A 19,285-nucleotide genomic window follows, 5' to 3' on the forward strand; every position below is an offset into this window, starting at 1 on the left:
GCCAAAACCATTGACCAAAACAAACTCAATGAAAAAATCACCCCGGTGCCTGTGGGGTGATTTTTATGCCGTCCCTTTTTATGGACGAGCGCACTTATTGTGCTATGTATGTTTGCCATTTGGCAGGCACCACATCCACTGCGACCTTTTTGCGCCGACTGGTCGACACAACATTGATTGCTATTGGCATGTGTTTCGTACTCCTTTGTACTAGTGCAGCCTCACGCGCTTCGACCTTTATTGCCCACTTATTTATAAGCAGCGATATGCTTCGGCGCGAGACACATCAGCCATGATAGCAAAGACTGATACGAACGTCAAGCAAGTCCCACCTCTGATCTGACCCCTGATACCAGCCTCAAAACAAGCGCAGCCGCTTGGCAAAGATATACACAATACCGATGAGCAGCACCGTAAACCCAGTAATCACCGGATAGGCCCACGCCTCACCCTGAAACGGCAAGGTAATATTCATGCCGTACATACCATAAAACACATTCGGGATCGCCAGGAGAATGGTGATGGCGGTCAAGACTTTCATTCGCTGGTTGAGGACATTGTTGGCGATGGTTGAATAGGCGTTCTGGATACTGGTGATGGTCTGGCTGTTGGCGGCGACCATGACGAGTAATTGCTTGACGTGCAGCACCAGATCACCCAGCGCCTCGAGGTCGCGCACTGTGAATAGGCTGCGACGATTGAGCGCTAATTGGCCGAGCACGCTCGCTAAGCCCTCGAGGCTGGAATGAAATTCGTTGAGGCTATCTTCAATAGCCACAAACTCAATAAAGTCAGCATTTTTTACCTCGTGGCGCGACAGCCGGTGTCGGGCGGCAGCAATATTACTAGCGAGGTCATGGATCTGCTGCTCATACGCAGCCACCACGCAAGCGATGGTCGCTGCGAGGAGCGCACCAGGCTTATCGGTCGTGGTTGTGAGAAACGGCTCGGCGGCTTGTGGCGAGAAATTATTGGCAGGATTAATCGTTACAAACTGGGTTTTTGATACAGCGGCCAGCAGCGGTGCGGTCTTGACCATATCATCCCGAACCAACGGTAGCCGCACAAAGACATACTCAATGCCGCCGCTATATTCCATCCGCGGTAGTTCGCGCACATCGGCCGCGTCACGGACGATATTTTCGTCAAGGCCAAACTGCTCAGCGAGTTCGCTTGGACGTAGCGTGCCGCTAACATGCGCCCACACGCCACGATGAAACTGATGCGTTCGCCCTAACGAATCGCTCACACACCGCCGCTCAAAGTAGCCCACCGTCATGAGAAAATTATACCCCAGAAAACACCACTCTGGCAATTAGCCGTGCAGTCGCTTTTCCCTGACCGGCATTACCGCAATCATCGCAACAACCATCAGCCCTGAACTGATCAAAAATACCTGATGCAGACCATCGGTAAACGCATGGAGGATGACATTGGTAAATTCATCCTGCTGCCGGCTGAATTGCTGTTTTGCCTGGGCCGGTGCTGGTAGCCGCTCAAACTCTTGAGCTGCCGCCTTGGCAATTGTCTCTTTTTGGGCATTCAGCCGCAGCAACACATCAGCGTTCAGCTCACCAGACAGCATCTGCTGGGCAGCCGGTGAGCGCTGTAAACTCTGAATATATGGCAGCTGATGTGGATCACCGACATGGGCTAGGATACCAGCGGTTAATACGCCCGATAATACTGCCGCACCAATTGTCGAACCCAGCCCGCGAAATAGCTGCACACTGGAGGTCGCCGCACCGAGGTCTTTTTGCGTAAACTCATTCTGCACCGCCAAGGTCAAGATCGGCATCGCTGCGCCGAATCCAAGCCCAACAAATACCGCCACGATAGCTTCGTGCCAATATGGCGATTCTGGCTGTAGAATTGTTAGCACGGCGACACCGACCGCCGTTAGCCCAAAACCGGCCACTATCCAGCGTTTATATGCACCGGTTTTAGCAACCAGCCGACCGATAGTTATCGAGCTTGCTATACTGCCTGCTACCATCGGTAGCAGCATCAGCCCAGCCTGCGAGGCAGTGGCGCCAAACACCTGCTGGTTAAACTGTGTTAGATATAAAATTGCCCCCATAAAGGCCGCGCCAAACAGGCTAGCCGCCGCCATAATCAAACTATATGTCCGATTGGCAAAGAACCGTAGCGGCAGAATCGGCTGCTTGGCTCGCCGCTCAATCACAATAAAGCCCAGCGCCGCCAGTACTGATATCGTTAGTAACATGCCCTGAACCAACGCTAGGCTAACACCGCGCTCGATTAGTCCCTTAAAGATCATCTCTGTGTTGTCTACCGCCAGCACCAGTGTCGCCAGAGCGATGGTGATAAACAGCGCACCGAGGTAATCGGGCTTGTGCGTGCGGTCGTGCTTGATCTGCGGGCAGTAGCGAATGATGAGTATGGTAGCGATCACCCCGATCGGCACATTGATCAAGAATGTCCAGCGCCAGTTACTCACCATGCCAAACAGCGACACACCATCCGTCAGCCAACCACCGATTAATGGCCCGGCTACCGAACTCATCCCAAAAACCGCACCAAAAAGTCCTTGCCATTTACTACGTTCCTTTGGCGGAAAGAGATCACCAACAATAGTAAAGGCATTCGCAGTGATGATGCCGCCGCCAATACCCTGTAGCGCCCGCCACACAATCAACCACTCGACCGTCGGTGCCAGGCCACTCAGTAGCGAGCCGATGGTAAAGATGCTTACTCCAGCCAGCAGCAGCGGCTTGCGGCCATACATGTCGCTCAACTTACCAGCCAGCGGCACGGTCACCGTGGTGGTCAACATGTAAGCAGTCACGATGAAGCCAAGCGATGAAAAGCTATTAAATTCCTTGACAATCGCCGCCAACGCCGTCGAGACAATCGTCTGATCCAGCGCTACCAAAAACAGTGCGCTCATCACCGCACTCATAACGATTAATTTATTTCTGATTGATAATTCGTGTAGCATTGTTACCTTTCACGTTATTCAAGTATCAGTAGCCCATAAAGTATAAGAACTCTCCAACTCAACTACTTAGTACGATTACATCCTGCACCCAAGTGTAATATTTTACGCCGGACGGGCGGTTGGTGTCAAGAAATACCAGGCGGACAGAATCCGCCCCAACCCGGCCTCGCTAAAATTCTTACTTAACCAGTCGCAGCCGCTCAACCAGCCAGTCTCTTGGCAGGATCGACAAGAACCAGCCAGCACGCGGGCCGGAATCTTTGCCGATGAGCACACGGTAGATGGTGGTGAATAGTTCCCGCGGCGGCAGCAAACCGTTTTCCTTGTAGGTGTAAATTGCTTGATGAAACCAATTACCATCAGCCTCAGCCGGCGCCCCGGCGATATCGTCAGCTAATCGCCGCAGGTATTCTTTTTGTTCTGGCGAAAACTCATCGGGATGTACCTCATCCGCTAGGCGAAACTTCAATGACTCAGGCGCCCATTGTTCCAGCCACCGACTGACATAGCCTAGTTCCGTGATAATCACCGCCTCTTCCTCGTCGACGATGCGAGCGTATTCCGGACTGCGCCGCAAAATTTCCACCGTTTTTGCCGTGTCGCACAACGCCGCTTGGTATGAAATGACCAGATGCGAGAATGGAATTGAGCTGACCGCTGGATGACTCAGCCCGTCAGTGCACAAGAATAATAGCCGTTCATCGAGCTCATTTTGCGGCTGCTGCTTCATCGCCGCGAAGTCGTCAACCAGCCGCACCAGGCTATCGGTCTCATCAAAATACAGCCGCTTGGCCGGCGAATACCGGAGCATGAAATAGCGTACCACCTCAGGTGGCAACATATCGACAACATCATGCGCATTCACACCGGTGCCTTTACTGGCACTCATCTTTTTGGTATCGCCGGTGCGATTGATAAAATCATACGGCACCGGTACTGGCGCCTCAATGTCATAAACTTCACGAGCGATCCGCTTGCCGGTATCATACGAGCCGCCCTTCGTGGCGTGATCACGGCCAAACGGCTCAACATCAACACCGAGCAGCCACCACCGCCCCGGCCAGTCCAGCCGCCAGTCCAGCTTTACCTGCCCGTCATCGTACCGAACCGTGTGCTCCGAGTCATCGTGGCTACGATAGGTAATCGTTTTAGCATCACTATCCATGCTGATGAACCGACGATTTTTCAGCCGACCATGCTCCATGATTTGGATTGGCGACCACTGATCATCCAGCTGCCGACCCGACACTTCCTGGATGGCCGATTTGGCCTTGTCAATGCGGCTCAACGAGCGCTCAATGGCCGGCACAAAAAACCCGCTCCGATATTTATCGCTAGCATAGACCACGTCCATGGTGACGCCAATTTTATCGGCGCTCTCTAAAAATGGCTTCAGGCAAAAATCTCCCCACGAATCATACCGATCATCTGGTGATGGCACCGTGCAGAGCGGCATGCCGAGGTACTGCTCATAGCTAGCCGGCAGATTGACCGGCACTTTACGAAAGGCGTCGAGGTTATCCGAAACGTGAACGTGGCGCGCCCGGATGCCTGCCCGCTTCAGTGCCCGCACTACGGCATCAGCGATAACAATTTCACGCAAATGCCCCACATGATACACGCCCGACGGCGATGCGCCCGAGGAAACGAGTACTTCTTTATCTACACTTCGAAACTGATCTACGATATCATCAAGCCACTTCATATGTGTTATTATACACCATGAAAATATTACTCTGCGCATTAGCCCAACCATTCGCCTTATGAATATTCAAAAAGCAATTATCTTATTCGAGAAGATCCGCGACTTGCCATACGGAACAAGTGGTAATAGTGGGATGTGGTCCTGCTACCAAAAATGCATGTATTTACAGCGAGAATTACAAAAAGTTGACATAGCAAGCCAGTTGTTGATTGGCGTATTTAATTGGCAGGATTTACCAATACCTGATCGTATTCTTAAACTACGTCAATGTCGAAACGAGCGACACATTATGCTTCGTGTATTTATTGATGGATCAGTCTGTAATATTGATCCATCAATTGATAACAAACTCGTATCAATTTTACCAATAGCTCAATGGGATGGAATTTCGAGTACGATAGCTATGGCACCGCTCAAGCGTCTGCGAATCTACCAACCGCATTCCCTACATGAGCGTATTTCGTCGCGATTGCGACATCAATTCTTTGGTTGTAATCCTGAGAAGTTTTACACCGAACTCGATGCGTGGCTAGTAGCACATAGAATTAAGTCTGGATTAACAGGACAAGAGCAGGAGCGGTAGCTATCCTACCATCCACCCTCAAACTACCTAACTCGATTATTCCCACCGAAATAGCTTGATCGCCGCAATGTAAACAACGAGAATCCACGCAGTCACAGCACCAAGTTGCGGTAGGACCTCGATCAAACTGGCATGCTCAGTCATGATCAAACGGAATCCCTCGGTAATCGGCGTCATTGGGATAAACTGAGTCACACCGCGCAGCCACTCTGGGAATAAATAAATCGGGAAAAATGCACCAGACAAGAACATCATCGGGAAAGAAAGCAAGTTGCTCAGCGGTGCGGACTGATTTTCGTTCTTCGCCCAGCCGCCAATCAACAGGCCCAGTCCTACCATCATAAAGGCCGCCAGCACCGCCATAAGGACAAAGAGTCCCCAATCGCCGCGCATATTAAATTGGAATACTAACATACCGACAACAACCATCATCGTCAAGCTGAGTAGCGAAATAATCGTGTAGTGAATCGCCATAGAAATAATCAGCTGACCCGAGGTAAATGGTGCCGCCCGTAGCCGACGGTAAGAGCCGCGCTGCTTTTCAGCCGGCATTTGATTAGCCAGGCCAAAGATACCCATGCTCATCAAGCTAAAGGCGAGCAGTCCCGTAAAGGTATAGTCAAACGATTTTAGCTGCTCATCGCCAACTGCTTTACCGGCGGCTTTAATTGGTGCTTCCGGCTGGCCCAGGTGCTTATTGATCTCATCAGCAACCTGACCCATCACTGCCGTCAGCGCACTACCAGTCTGCTCCGATCCCTTGCCGTACAGCACATTGATCGTACCGGCTGGCTTGGCATTATTGCCCTCTCCCTTTACTTCGCCAAAACTACTCGGTAGTTCAATGATGCCGTTCAGCTCCGAGCGCTTGAGCTTCTCACGGGCATCGTCCATATCCTTGACATCTTTGATCTTGAGAACCGAATCTTTAGCGTTTCCCTTGGCGCTATCGACAAAATTTTTCGCAAATTCTGTTTGTGAATTATTGATAATCGCCACATTAAAGCTGGTTGATTGATCCTTAAAGATTGAGCCAAATATAAACAAGAATAGCAACGGAAACAGGAAGGTAAAGAACAGCGACATTTTATCGCGGATAAAGCGTTTTTGCTGGGCGCGTACTTGCCCGAATACACCAGTCCAATATTTTTTCATACTAATCCCGAATCGCCTTTCCTGTTAAGTCAATAAATACGTCTTCCAAATTGGCCTGCTCGACAACTTGCTTTTTCTTGAAACCGCGCGCCAATAGCTGCTGGATCAGATTGTGCGGCGTGTCAATGGTGATGATTTTACCATTATCCATAATCGCCAAGCGGTCGCACAGCAGCTCAGCCTCGTCCATATAATGCGTGGTCAGCACGATAGTGATGCCTTCATCGCGAATCTCTTTGATTAAATCCCAGAGATTGCGGCGAGCCTGCGGATCCAGCCCAGTGGTCGGCTCGTCGAGGAACAGCACCGTCGGATTGTTAACCAGCGTCGAAGCGATAGCGAAGCGTTGCTTTTGCCCGCCTGAGAGCTGCTCGACATAGCTTTTGGCTTTGTCGGTCAATTGCACCTTGGCCAGCAGCGCATCGGCGTCGACCATTTGTCCGTACAAGCTGGCAAACATTTTCAGTTGTTCGCGCAAGGTTAGCTTGTCGTAAAACGTCGTCGATTGCAGCTGGATACCGATGATGTTTTTAATATGCTTCGGCTGCTTGGCAACGTTAATCCCGTCGATGGTCGCCGTGCCGCCATCAATTGTCCTCAGTGCCTCGAGCATTTCTAGCGTCGTCGTCTTACCAGCGCCATTCGGGCCGAGGATGCCGAAGATCTCGCCTTTCTTGACCTCAAACGACACGCTGTCGACGACATTCTTGCCATCGTACGTCTTGACGAGTTGGTCAACTGTTATGATTGGTTCGGGTTGAGCCATACAAACTCCTTTCCGCGCTCTGTTTCAGCACTGCATACCTTAGTGATAGAACGACTCCCTGCCAGCCTATCTTTAGTTAGTTATTATAGCACTCTGCGTGGGGTATGCAACCCGAGAGGGCTAGCCAAACCGACACGATGCCGTTATACTAACCACATGCCAAAGAAGCCCCACCTCTCTATCACGCGGCCGCACAGTCGCCTCAAGAAACGGTACGTGTTCGCGTTGGTACTAGTACCGCTAATGGCTGTTTGTATCAGTCTCGGTGCGCTGTATTGGCCAAAAATTACTCATAAACTTCATTCGCTAGCAGCCGCTGGCAGCATTGATTCATCACGCGGCGAGGCGACGTTCCCGCAGCTTGATACCACAAATTTACATCCGACCCGGCAAAAAATTATCAGCCTCGCCAAAACCGAGTTCGAAGCACAATCCGCCGGCACCAAGTTCAGCCAAGGCGTCAGTGAAGCCTGGTGCGCCGATTTTGTGAGCTGGATCATGCAGCAGGCGGGCGCGCCATTAAAGAATCCGCACACTGGCGGCTGGCGCATTCCGGGAACATTTACCCTGCGTGAATATTACGAAGCGGACAGTCGATTCAAACCTGCTGGCTCTGGCTATCAACCGCGTCCCGGTGACGTGGCAATTTACCGCAATTCGCCGGTGTTTGGTGACCATACTAATATTGTACTGAAAAATGACAGTGGCGTTCTCACGACGGTTGGCGGTAATGAGATGAACCGCATTCGCGTATTCATCAACCACGATAAGCGCTACGATGGACTACTGGGATATGGCGTGCTAGCAGAATAAGCCTAGCCCGTCTGATGCGGGATCGCCCACGCCTAACCGAGTGGCCGCATTACGCCGCGTGACTTGCCGCTAGCAGAAACGCCACCAATGCATCGGGCTGCTGCTCAGCCAGCCACGTTACGGCGTCAACGATAGCATCCTTGTTTGTGCCACCATTTTTGAGCTCCTCGAGGAGGCGCTTGACCGTCCGCTGCGTCTGGCCATCATACCGATCGAGGCGCATCGCCTGAGTGACTTGCTTGACCTGCTCGTCGCTAAGAGCAACGTAAGGCGAGACCACTTCGTGCGCATGCTTGGGGCTGCGCTTGGCGGCTTCAGCCTTGCGTTGGAGGTTTTCCAGGCCTTCAATCGTCGCCCGCATCAACGTTTCCGCCTCATCCATACCACGCTGATAGGCCTGAGCAAATTCCTCGGAATTATCCCCACCTTCGGAAACGATCGCCGGCAAAAACTCGATCCGCATCACTCGGTGCATATACGCGTCGCCCATTTCCTCGCCGGTCGCCATCACCTCACTCCACCAGGCAACGAACCGCGAATTTTCAGGATCATGCAGCTCGCGCATAGCCGGTAGCTGCGCTAATTTATCCTTAAAAAAGTGAATTAGTTTCTTGATGTCCATGTTGCTTTATTATACCCAAAAACAATGGTAAGCACAAGCGCCATCCCGCCCGAGGGATCTCAGCGCCGCTTCAAAAAATAATAGCCAATCGCCAGCGCCGCTAGCGCGCTACCGCCAATAACCACCCAAAAGGTCACCGGGCTCTCCGCGGCCGGCAAGGGCACATTCATGCCATACAGCCCGGCCACCATCGTCGGGATAGTCAGCGCCACCGTGATCACCGTCAGCAACCGAATCGTCTCATTCAGTCGGGTATCCATCACCGCCCGGTAGCTATCACGCACATTGGTGATGGTTCGCAGCAGCGATTTACACCGGCTAATCACCTGCTCGAGGTCGATGGAAATATCTTCGACGTCATCCTTGTCGTCGTCCTTGAGTCGCAAGCTGCGATTGGCGATCAACCGCTCAATTGCCCAGTTCATCGGCAGCAAGGCATCCAGGTAGTCATTTAACTTGCGCTCATACTCGGTCAGGGTGACGATATCACGCGCCCGCAAGGTGTGAATATCGTCAGTCGCCGCTCTCATCTGGCGATTGATGGTCGCCACCCGCCGCTGGTACTGACCCGACACCGCCTCGATCATCGCCACCACCAGTTCAATCCGCCGCGACGTCCGTACCCGTGTCTTATCAATAAACGGCTGCCACAGCCGACCCAGACTATCGCGCGACAATGTCACCACATACTCTTTGTGAATGCCGAACAAAATTGGCGTAGTAAAATCATTAAAATCATCGTCGGTATCCGGCAGCCGGGCGATCAAGTACGTCCACTCATCATCAAACTCAATACGCGGTACCTCATGCGGGTCAAGCGCGTCGCTAATCATGTCCTCATCCATCCCCAGCGTCAGCAGCTCGGACACTTCCTCTTCGGTTGGCCGTTCGCAGCGCAGCCAACTGCCGCTACGCAATGTCTGAATCGGTGCGATCACCTCGCCTGTTGAATGCAGGTATTCTATCATGTTCTTAGTATAGCTCATTTGAGATATTTTGGTACCGGTTAGATGACAATAAGCTTCGGAGGCCATCATCAAAAACCACCAGCCGAGCTATCCGACTGGTGGTTTTGAGTGTTCATATGAGAGCTAACTCTTGATGCGCGTACCGGCGGCACCGTTAATGGCATCAGCAGTTTTTTCGAGCGAGGTAATGATCGCCGTGCGCCCCGAAGCACCAGCCACAAAACTCAGTGCCGCTTGGGTTTTCGGTAGCATTGAGCCGGCCGCAAATTGCCCAGCATCAATGTGCTGCTGCAGCTCCTCGACCGATACCTCGCCGAGCGACTGCTCTGTTGGCTGACCAAAGTTGATCTTGGCTGCATCAACCGAAGTTAGGATCAATAGTGTATCCGCTCTGAGTGTGTCCGCTAGCTTGGCCGCCCCAAAATCTTTGTCGATCACCGCCGCCACGCCGCTTAACTGGCCCGATGCGTCACGCAGCACCGGAATGCCGCCACCACCAGTCGAGACCACCAACACGCCGGCATCAACCAGCGCCTTGATGACGGGAGCCTCGACAATCTCCTGAGGCTTTGGTGATGGCACAACGCGCCGCCAGCCACGACCCGAGTCCTCGCGCACCGTATAACCGCGCTCGGCCTGTACCTTCTTGGCCTCTTCTTCTGAATAGAATGGCCCGATTGGCTTGGTCGGATTTTGAAATGCCGGATCAGCTTGATCAACCACCGTCTGGGTAACGATACTCACTGCATACTTATCATGCACACCACGAGTCGCCAGCGCATCGTGGATCGCTTGCTGCAGCCAAAAACCAATGAGGCCCTGGCTCATCGCACCAGAATCCTCCAGCGGTAAGCTCGGCACCGCCTCAGTGTTAATCGCTTCCTCGTGTAGGACGATGTTGCCGACCTGCGGGCCATTGCCGTGGACAATGGCTACGCGGTGGCCAGCTTGAATCAGCGGCAGGAGCTGAGCGATTGTTTCGTCGGCCACTCGCTGCTGCGCTTGGGACGAGGCCTCGCCCTGACGTTGCAGGGCGTTACCTCCCAGTGCGACGACAATGGTTCGCTGCTGATTCATTAGGCGATGGCTCCGTATACCATGATAGCTACGAGGCTAATGATCGCAAAGACCACCATGATTGGCATTGAGCGCTTCAACCATGCACGGTACGACACGCCGGCTAGGGCCAGACCGCCCATCAACGAAGCAATGGTTGGCGCCATCATATTCAACAGACCCGATGCTGTTGCAAATGCGACAACGATGATCTCCTTGCTGGAGCCGACTAGGTCAGCCACCGGCGCGATAACTGGCATAGTCGCTGCCGCTAGACCTGATGACGACGGAATGATAAAGCTCATCGGCAAGTAGAAGATGTAGGCGAGAACACCGACGAAACTACCCGCGCCCTTCAGTGCAGATTCACCCCAGCTAATGATCGTGTCTTGGATGGCACCATTCTGCATCACCACGCCAACACCAGCTGCTACTGCGATGATCAGTGCCACACTCAGTAGATCGGCTGTACCTTTCAGGAAGGTGTCAACAACGAAGACTTCCTCTTTTTTGAATTGGCGATAATAAATCGCTGCGATGACTAAGGTTGACAACAGGAACAGGGTCGAGATCTCGTTGAAGTACCACTCACCAAATGGTAAGACATGATCGAGACCCAAGATAGCACCAACGACCGGTAGCCCCGCAAACCACTTATGGATATCAGCGAACAGCGTGATCCCCCAGTTGCCCCACGGGATCAGCGAGATGATCATCAATAGGAAGGTGACGCCAAAGACCGCCATCACTGCTTTACGCGGACCGGTAAACTCTGGCACGTTGCTCATATCAAGTGCGGTGGTGGCTGGCTTATACCGAACATCATCTTTATACTTACCGGCCTTTACCTTTGACGCGTATCGCATGGTGAACACGATAGCTGCGACCAAACAGAGCAGCAAAATTATTGATTGAAGACCCAACACATTACCGAGCGGCACGTCAGCCGACTTGGCAGCAATACCAGTCGAAAATGGATTCAAGGTCGAGCCAAGCACACCAACACCACCACCGAGCACGATCACCATCACCGCGGTCATAGCGTTGTAGCCAGCCGCCATCATGATCGGCACCACCAGCGCATAAAAGGCCACCGCCTCTTCCTGCATGCCGTAGGTGGTACCACCGATAGCGAAGAACGTCATGAGAATTGGGATAAGCCATTTCTCCTTGCCCTTCATCTTGCGCAGCATGGCACCGAGCGTCGCATCCAGCGCACCAGTTTTCATCGTCACCCCGAGGAAGCCACCAAGGATCAACACAAAGACGATGACGTCGAGCTTCTCACTCATGCCCTTGATCGGCGCAAGTGCTGCATCCCACAAACCCTGGCGGGAGTCGGTGGTTGTCTCGGTGCCGTCATCGGCTTTTTTAGTAGTGACTTTATCGGTCTGTTTATACGTACCAGCGATGCGCACTGTCTTTTCCGCATCATTTGGATCTGGTTTTGTGTTGTACACACCAGACGGGATAATCCACGTCAGGACTGCCATCAAGGCAATCACCACAAACAGCACGGTAAAGGCTGAGGGCGAGCGCAGCTTTTTCTTAATTTTTTTCATTTTTTCTACCATGTCCGGAGCCTCCTTTACTCCTGTATTACGACATCTACAGCGTCAAAGCGATAACCGCCTTGATGGTATGCATACGATTTTCCGCCTGGTCAAAGACAATCGAATTTGGCGAGCGGAAGACATCATCCGTCACCTCCATTGACTCCAGTCCGAAGTCGTCCCTGATGTGCTGACCGGTCGTGGTCAATGCATCATGAAAGGCCGGCAGGCAGTGCATGAACTTGACCTCAGGATTACCGGTGAGGTTCAGCATGTCACGATTAACCTGGAAGTGACGCAGCTGATTGATGCGCTCAGCGAACTTATCTTCTTCACCCATCGATACCCAAACATCGGTATAGATGGCATCGGCACCGCGCAGGGCTTCCTCAAAATTATCAGTGATAGTAATCCGCCCATGACTCTGATGCGCTAATTCGTGCGCACGATGGACAAGGCCCTCTTCAGGGAACAATTCACGCGGCGCCAAAATCCGGAAATCCAGCCCCATGATGGCCGAGCCGAGCAGCAAACTATTGGCCATGTTATTGCGGCCGTCGCCGATAAACACCAGCTTGACGCCGTGCAGCCGACCGAGGTGCTCCTCGATAGTCATAAAGTCGGCTAGAATCTGCGTCGGGTGGAACTTATCAGTCAATCCGTTCCACACTGGCACGCCGGCGTGCTTCGCCAAATCTTCTACCGTTTTGTGCGCAAAACCGCGAAACTCAATGCCATCAAACATCCGGCCCAGCACCTTGGCGGTGTCTTCGACCGTCTCTTTCTTGCCAAGCTGAATATCGTCCTTGCCGAGATATTCCGGCGCAATACCGAGGTCGTTGGCTGCCACCGTAAAGGCACAGCGCGTCCGCGTCGAGGTTTTCTCAAATAGTAGCGCAATATTCTTGCCCTCATGAATCCGATGCGGCGTACCAGCGTACTTCATCCGCTTATACTCATTTGCCGTCGTTAGTAGCAATCGAATGTCACTGGCCGTAAAATCACCCAGTGTTAGGAATGATCGCCCTTTCAAACTTTGTGCCATTTATACATCCTCCCTTACTAGCGGCATGCTCATACAGCGCGGACCACCACGGCCGCGGCCAAGCTCAGCACCGCTGACTTCGATAACTTCAACGCCGTGCTCGCGCAATTTTTGGTTAGTGACATAGTTGCGGTCATAGGTCACCACCACGCCCGGCGCAATCGCCAAGGTGTTCGAGCCGTCGTTCCACTGCTCGCGGGCTGCTGCGATCGGATCACCGCCACCACATTCGATCAAGGTAACGCTCGGCAGACCCAAGGCCACCCGCAAGACATGCTCGAGATCCGTCTCGTGCGTAATGCGCGGGAACGGCTGTCCCTCAACCTTTTCCAATACGAAACAATTCATCTTGCCGCCACGATCGCGAATTTCTGGATGAATGGTAAACTTGTCCCGATCGATCATGGTAAACACCGTATCCAGGTGCATAAAGGCATGCGACTTCGGAATTTCCATGGCAACGACTTTCTTAAAGCCAGAGCCAGCAAACAGTTTCGTCGCCATCTTTTCAATCGCCTCAGCCGTGGTGCGCTCCGATACACCGATGGCCATCACTTCACTGCTCAAGACTAGCTCATCGCCACCTTCAATTGAGAATTTTTCATGGCGATCATACCACACCGGCACATTCTTGCCGGCAAACCGTGGATGATGATCAATGATATAGCGCATGAACAGCGATTCGCGGCGGCGGGCCGGCCAGTGCATCTTGTTGATCGTCAGACCATGACCGATGGTTGCAGCCGGGTCGCGGGTAAAGTACAGATTTGGCATCGGATCGAGGTAGAATGGATAGTGATTTTTCTCGATCATATTATGCAATTGCTGGTGCTGGTCTGGCGGCAGCGTAATCTCGTCCTTGCGCACACCGGCCATAATTTTACGCACCATCGCGTTCGTTGGCAGGTCCAGCAGGAATTGGCGCAGCACTCTGGTAACACGGCGTGACCCTTGCTTCGAATTTGCCAACATTTCATCAACAAACTGCTCACGTAGTTGATCAGTATATAGCGCCTCGGTCACCAGCTGATCGAGATACAACACCTCGACACCGTGATCACGCAATACCTGAGCAAACGCATCATGCTCCTTTTGGGCGACCTGCAAATACGGAATGTCGTCAAACAGCAGATCAGTCAAGTAGTCTGGTGTTAAGTTTTCTAATTCTTCGCCCGGACGATGCAACAGCACCGCCTTGAGTCGGCCAATTTCTGATGTAATATGTAATGGATCCATACCCCCCATCCCCTTTTTGTTTATGGTTATACTAACAATAGTAGCATATACGTCCAAGAACACAAGCATCGCTTAGCGAGCCGTGTGAATTACCGCCTACGAGGCCAAACTGCATCAATAATCGTATACGGCAAACGCCGGTATCGCCACCAGCTAACTAATGTCACCCCAAGCCAGCCAATGACAATAGGCATACCGGCCCTAGGCCCCAGTATAATGCCATACATGAACAAGCCAATATACCCCAATCGCAGCAGATACATTGTCAATCGATGAGGCCAAGAACGTTCACGATCATCCAATGATATTCCCGTCATCCAGCCGCCAATCGTTTGCCCACTCATCATGAGCGGCATGATCAGCTGGACTACTAACTCACCGCCAGCGAGAATACCATATGACAGTCCCGCAACAGTATTTCCCGCTAAACCCGGCATCGTGATATACAATATAATACCGATACACGTCCTCACTACAAGCACCACAACCACATCAAGTATAAACGCCACTAATCGCCGCACTAGGCCCGGCTGTGTTGTCACGGTCTCGCCATGCTTTACATTGCGCAGATCCGGCAGCAACCGACCACACCAATAGCCGACCAAAGCACCTCCGGTATTGAGCAACAAGTCATCAACATCAAACAGCCTATAACTACATGGATACAAGCCAAACGCACCCGTTAGCTGGGTCACTTCAATCGTTAGTGATAGAACGAGTCCTAATAGTACAACCATGTACCAGCGTACAGGGTACATCACTCGTAAAAACATACCGAACGGCATAAAAAAGACTATATTCATCACTACCTGTAGAACAGCCCGCAACCCTTCAGCCTGTATGTCCATAATTGATGCGAGCGGATGTAGTTGTGGTGAGACTGCATGATGCGCACAGAACCATGCTGGATTATCTGGCATCGGATAGAGCGTAAACGCCACGAGTCCCAGTGCATACAATACAACCAGATACACCATGACCATCCTGCCGACTACTAGCCGTCGTAATCGCATATACTGTACAACGAGCAGCGGAAATGTCAAGAGCAGTGCGGCAAATGGCCAGAATGATATCGCCAGCTGGAATGACGAGGAGAATGTAGTAAAAAATGTCATCATAGCCTTAATTATTATGCAGGAAAAATTAGCTATCGTCAAATATGCCTCATTCTCGAATGATCGCCAAGGATGCCTCGACTGTCAGCCGAGCCAGATGGTACTTCAGCCATTCATCAACCGCCCGCGCGGCGCCTGGGAGCGCCTCATTGGCGTAGTCATCAACGATGATGGTCGCTGTTTCCTGAAATTTGCCGTCACACACACGAAACGAATCGGCAATTGACTCATAAAAATCGCCGTCAAAAAACGCAAAGATGATACTTTCCGGTACGTCGTTAGGAGTAACATCAGCAAACCAACCTTTGTGAATGATCGGCAGTTTTAGTCCTGCCTTTTTGAAATTCTGGACGAAGGTCTTGCGTGGCGCGAGCAGTTCACCCGCCTTAAACTGCTCACCTGCAGCACTGGTATCTGCTTGAGTTTTTTCTGGCAAGCCCATAAACGAATCGTAAACATGAAATTCACCGGTAAAATCATAAGCGTCCAGCAGCCGCCGAATGAACAAACTCGTCGTGCCGACATAACAGCCAAACTCCACGATGTTGCCTGCCGCGCCGCTTTGCAGCACCTTTTCCAATTCTCGTAGCAAGACGCCGAGCTCTTTGGCGTCAACTTGGTCGGAAATGATGGGATGTCTGGCGAGGAGTTGGTCAACTTTATTCATAACGTCATTATAAATAACCTCCGGAGTATTGACAAATAATCGATATATATATGCTGAAACAAGCATCGAGAATTTCTAAACGCGTTCCTTACCATCATCTATTCGTTCAGGAGTAGACCATGACTACAATTCTCATACTGACCAATTCTCTGGACGACCCTCATGTTGGAGCGGTGAGCCAATGCATTGACTCAGAGGTAGATCGTATTATACGGATCGATACGGATCTTTTAATCCAAGGACAATGTAGTATCTCTTTTGACTATTCAAACGGTAGTATACTATATAAGCAATTGGGAGAAATTACAGATCTTCGTAGTATTGATAGCGTATGGTACAGAAAGCCGTTCGGGTTCAGTCAAACCTACGGATTTCTTGAGAGTATCCAGGATCCAGTTCAAAGGTCTATCGTAGACAAAGAGATACATGACGTATTAAATGGTCTGTGTTTTCTGCTACACGACAAGTTTTGGATTAATCACCCTATCTCCATTCATGCGGCTAGGATTAAGCCATATCAATTGTCGATTGCAAAGCGTATTGGGCTGCCAATGCCCGACACGCTGATTACATCAGATCCAGACGCAGCTCGCCAGTTCTGTCTAGAAGCGCCAACCGTATTCAAACCGGTATCTGTATCTAGCCTAGATCTTGATGATACAGGCTACATGATAGAAACCACGCTCATGACAGATGAACTGATAGACTCCTTGGAATTGATTAAATCACAACCGATCATCCTGCAAAGGTTTATCAGAAAAACAAGTGAGTTACGGGTCACTTGTATCGGAAAACAGATCTTCGTCGCCCGCCAGATTCCACAAGAGACAATGCCCAGAGCAGTAGACTGGAGGTCTCTACAGGAGTCTGGTAGTCGGTATGTCATTGATTACACCCTTCCCGAAGACATTGAACGAAAGGTTCGTTCTCTGCTGACTTCGCTAGGTCTTGGATTTGCTGCAATTGATTTCGCAATAGACGAAATCGGAGACTTGTATTTCCTTGAGGCAAACCCAAATGGTCAATGGTTGGGGTACACCGATGAGATAGGCCTCCCGGCAGCCGCACACATGGCGCGCTGCTTGGTGGAAAAAAATCTACTCTGACAATCGAAAGGAGGTGAAGCATGAACAACGCCGAGATCTTTTCCGCGAAAGTTGCCACGATCGTTGATTCGGAGGTCGACTCGTCGACCTTCCTGACCCGATCCGGCAAGCCCAAGACGACGGACGACTAGTCCCACGTCACACCCCGTGCCCTTGTGTTTTTGCAAGGGCACGGGGTAACCTATCAAAGAGTATATTATGAACAAGCACAAAATCATCAAAACATTCTTGCCGAAACAATTAGACATAAAACACCTCGATCTCCTGCTACCTGGCTTACAAAAGTCAAACCTAATTGTTTATGGTGAAATTCACGGCATAAAAGAAAAAGCCAATATCGTCTATACCTTGGTTAAAAAAACTTGCATACAACGATTGGCCATTGAAGCTAGCCCTACTGTGTTTGACTTCATCAATTCAGTAAAGATCAATTCTTATGATTTTTCCTTAGTTGATGAAGACCTTTTTGACTTAAGCGTTCTATCTCTTGAGATGATAAAAACGATAGCAATTCTTCTGCAGCAAAATCAACTTAAAGAGCTCGTTTTTATTGATACATTTTTTGACAATTTAGATGAGGATGCCATCATACCACCAAGCCCGCAAGAACGAGAAGAGCAGCTAGCTAAAAATATCCTCGGAATTGACGGCTCTCTACCAACATTATGCATTATGGGACAATGGCATACGCAGCCCGAAGTTGTTACAGATGGCGAAACACGGCATGAATCAGCGTTATATCGCTTGAGAAAAACAAAACCAAATGTACCGTTTATTCACAACATCTACCGACAAGGACAGCTATTTAATGATGGAAAAATAATTGAATTACCAGACAACCCAGCAGTGTCGTCTTGTTACGAGATTGTCCAGAAAACCGATATTGATTTTGACCTTCACGTACCCGAAGCGACAAAAATATCACTATGCTAAAATCATAGTATGAAAATAACTAGCCCTGCGTTCGCCGAAAACGCTAAAATACCAAAAGTTTACTCCAAGCTCGGCGGCAACCAACGCCCGCCGCTCGAGATCAGCGACGTGCCGTCAGACGCCAAAAGCCTGGCAATCGTCTGCCACGACCCTGACGCGCCTGGACGTGACGGGTTTTATCACTGGACAGTGTGGAACTTGCCGGCAGAAACCGCAGAAATTGCCAGCGAGTCATTGCCCGCTGGTGCCGTCGAAGGCATCACCAGCTGGGGTCGCCCTGGCTGGAACGGACCGCAACCGCCGTTTGGCACGCACCGCTATCAATTTTACGTGTACGCGCTGGATACAACACTGGATTTACCAAGCGACACCAAACCTAAAGAACTCATCGCCGCCCTCACGCCGCACATCATCGACCGGGCCGTATTGACTGGAAGGTTTGGTGTGTTGGATATTTTGCGGCGGGGCTAGATACAATCTTACACCCCCGCAAAAACATCCCGGATTTACCGAGATGTTTTTAACGAATATTACCCCCTATTTGTCTATACTCGCTTACGAGGTAAGTTTAGTAGATTATTCGCCCACGAAGCGTCTGCGCGTGTCTGCAAAAAACGAATATGTCCATTGTATTTCACATCACAACGTGCTTCATCACCATCTTCCGATACAAAAGCGTAAGTTCCGTTAGCGTCAAGCCAGTCAATAAACCAGTTACGCTCAAGAGGAATCAGTGCACCTCTGTCATTGTTCGCCCAATAGTGTGAGATCGCTTCATATCGCTCATCACCTTCGGGCTTTGTGATTGCCCTAATTCGAACAGCCATGATAACTATCCTTTCTGTGGCGGAATTACCACTTATTAATATGTGTGGTATTATAGGAACTGTACAATTTGTTGGAAAACTATTGTGTAAGGAAGCGCCACATAGGCGCTTTTCCTATTTCTACCCCCGAGGTTCCTACCCCGATTACCACTATAATATAGCATCTGCACAAA

Annotated in this window: 19 protein-coding genes; 5 read left to right on the plus strand and 14 right to left on the minus strand. The window is 50.9% G+C overall.

Annotated features, from left to right (window positions below):
• Nucleotides 1-358 precede the first annotated feature (358 nt).
• The 3 genes from GWK74_04515 to lysS all read right to left on the minus strand — a co-directional run bounded on the left by GWK74_04515 (nt 359) and on the right by lysS (nt 4,667).
• Nucleotides 359-1,279 carry a hypothetical protein gene (locus GWK74_04515; GenBank protein QHU90742.1) on the minus strand — a complete coding sequence of 307 codons (921 nt, stop codon included), beginning with the start codon at nt 1,277-1,279 and terminating at the stop codon, nt 359-361.
• A 36-nt stretch (nt 1,280-1,315) separates the two neighbouring features.
• Nucleotides 1,316-2,911, minus strand: a complete 1,596-nt coding sequence (locus GWK74_04520) for an MFS transporter (GenBank protein QHU90743.1) — start codon at nt 2,909-2,911, stop codon at nt 1,316-1,318.
• Between the two features lie 229 nt (nt 2,912-3,140).
• The gene (gene lysS / locus GWK74_04525; GenBank protein QHU90744.1) at nt 3,141-4,667 is read right to left on the minus strand and encodes a lysine--tRNA ligase; all 1,527 of its coding nucleotides are present in this window, start codon (nt 4,665-4,667) and stop codon (nt 3,141-3,143) included.
• 157 nt (nt 4,668-4,824) lie between these two features.
• On the opposite strand from lysS, the gene GWK74_04530 reads away from it, so the two are divergent.
• Complete coding sequence (locus GWK74_04530) at nt 4,825-5,250, plus strand: hypothetical protein (protein QHU90745.1); 426 nt, start codon at nt 4,825-4,827, stop codon at nt 5,248-5,250.
• Between the two features lie 36 nt (nt 5,251-5,286).
• Here GWK74_04530 and GWK74_04535 read toward each other — a convergent pair whose 3' ends face one another.
• Nucleotides 5,287-6,405: an ABC transporter permease gene (locus GWK74_04535; protein QHU90746.1), complete on the minus strand. Its 1,119-nt coding sequence runs from the start codon at nt 6,403-6,405 to the stop codon at nt 5,287-5,289.
• Nucleotide 6,406: 1 nt separating this feature from the next.
• Nucleotides 6,407-7,171: an ATP-binding cassette domain-containing protein gene (locus GWK74_04540; protein QHU90747.1), complete on the minus strand. Its 765-nt coding sequence runs from the start codon at nt 7,169-7,171 to the stop codon at nt 6,407-6,409.
• A 243-nt stretch (nt 7,172-7,414) separates the two neighbouring features.
• Between GWK74_04540 and GWK74_04545 the strand changes: the two genes are divergently transcribed.
• Nucleotides 7,415-7,984 (plus strand): CHAP domain-containing protein, encoded by a 570-nt coding sequence (locus GWK74_04545; protein ID QHU90860.1) that lies wholly within the window; start codon nt 7,415-7,417, stop codon nt 7,982-7,984.
• 49 nt (nt 7,985-8,033) lie between these two features.
• Here the strand turns inward: GWK74_04545 and GWK74_04550 are convergent, their stop codons facing one another.
• The 8 genes from GWK74_04550 to GWK74_04585 form a co-directional block, all read right to left on the minus strand.
• Nucleotides 8,034-8,606, minus strand: a complete 573-nt coding sequence (locus GWK74_04550; GenBank protein ID QHU90748.1) for a hypothetical protein — start codon at nt 8,604-8,606, stop codon at nt 8,034-8,036.
• 59 nt (nt 8,607-8,665) lie between these two features.
• Entirely contained in the window at nt 8,666-9,574 is a 909-nt protein-coding gene (locus tag GWK74_04555; GenBank protein ID QHU90749.1) for a hypothetical protein, read from the minus strand.
• A 123-nt stretch (nt 9,575-9,697) separates the two neighbouring features.
• Nucleotides 9,698-10,651 (minus strand): carbamate kinase, encoded by a 954-nt coding sequence (gene arcC / locus GWK74_04560; protein ID QHU90750.1) that lies wholly within the window; start codon nt 10,649-10,651, stop codon nt 9,698-9,700.
• Nucleotides 10,651-12,204, minus strand: a complete 1,554-nt coding sequence (locus GWK74_04565) for a YfcC family protein (GenBank protein ID QHU90751.1) — start codon at nt 12,202-12,204, stop codon at nt 10,651-10,653. The genes arcC and GWK74_04565 overlap by 1 nt, the downstream gene beginning before the upstream one ends.
• 34 nt (nt 12,205-12,238) lie before the next feature.
• Complete coding sequence (gene argF, locus GWK74_04570) at nt 12,239-13,228, minus strand: ornithine carbamoyltransferase (protein QHU90752.1); 990 nt, start codon at nt 13,226-13,228, stop codon at nt 12,239-12,241.
• A complete protein-coding gene (gene arcA / locus GWK74_04575) occupies nt 13,229-14,464 on the minus strand; it encodes an arginine deiminase (protein ID QHU90753.1) in 1,236 nt (411 codons plus the stop codon).
• A gap of 89 nt (nt 14,465-14,553) precedes the next feature.
• On the minus strand, nt 14,554-15,582 hold the full coding sequence (locus GWK74_04580; GenBank protein QHU90754.1) for a hypothetical protein: 1,029 nt from the start codon (nt 15,580-15,582) through the stop codon (nt 14,554-14,556).
• A gap of 46 nt (nt 15,583-15,628) precedes the next feature.
• A complete protein-coding gene (locus tag GWK74_04585; protein ID QHU90755.1) occupies nt 15,629-16,246 on the minus strand; it encodes a hypothetical protein in 618 nt (205 codons plus the stop codon).
• Nucleotides 16,247-16,539: 293 nt separating this feature from the next.
• Between GWK74_04585 and GWK74_04590 the strand changes: the two genes are divergently transcribed.
• The 3 genes from GWK74_04590 to GWK74_04600 all read left to right on the plus strand — a co-directional run bounded on the left by GWK74_04590 (nt 16,540) and on the right by GWK74_04600 (nt 18,756).
• On the plus strand, nt 16,540-17,352 hold the full coding sequence (locus GWK74_04590; protein QHU90756.1) for a hypothetical protein: 813 nt from the start codon (nt 16,540-16,542) through the stop codon (nt 17,350-17,352).
• A gap of 198 nt (nt 17,353-17,550) precedes the next feature.
• Nucleotides 17,551-18,285 (plus strand): hypothetical protein, encoded by a 735-nt coding sequence (locus GWK74_04595; protein ID QHU90757.1) that lies wholly within the window; start codon nt 17,551-17,553, stop codon nt 18,283-18,285.
• Nucleotides 18,286-18,294: 9 nt separating this feature from the next.
• On the plus strand, nt 18,295-18,756 hold the full coding sequence (locus GWK74_04600) for a YbhB/YbcL family Raf kinase inhibitor-like protein (protein ID QHU90758.1): 462 nt from the start codon (nt 18,295-18,297) through the stop codon (nt 18,754-18,756).
• Between the two features lie 74 nt (nt 18,757-18,830).
• On the opposite strand, the gene GWK74_04605 is transcribed toward GWK74_04600, so the two are convergent.
• Nucleotides 18,831-19,112 carry a DUF3892 domain-containing protein gene (locus GWK74_04605; GenBank protein QHU90759.1) on the minus strand — a complete coding sequence of 94 codons (282 nt, stop codon included), beginning with the start codon at nt 19,110-19,112 and terminating at the stop codon, nt 18,831-18,833.
• Nucleotides 19,113-19,285 lie beyond the last annotated feature (173 nt).

Source organism: Candidatus Saccharibacteria bacterium oral taxon 488 (assembly GCA_010202115.1).
Lineage (GTDB): Bacteria > Patescibacteriota > Saccharimonadia > Saccharimonadales > Saccharimonadaceae > Nanosynbacter.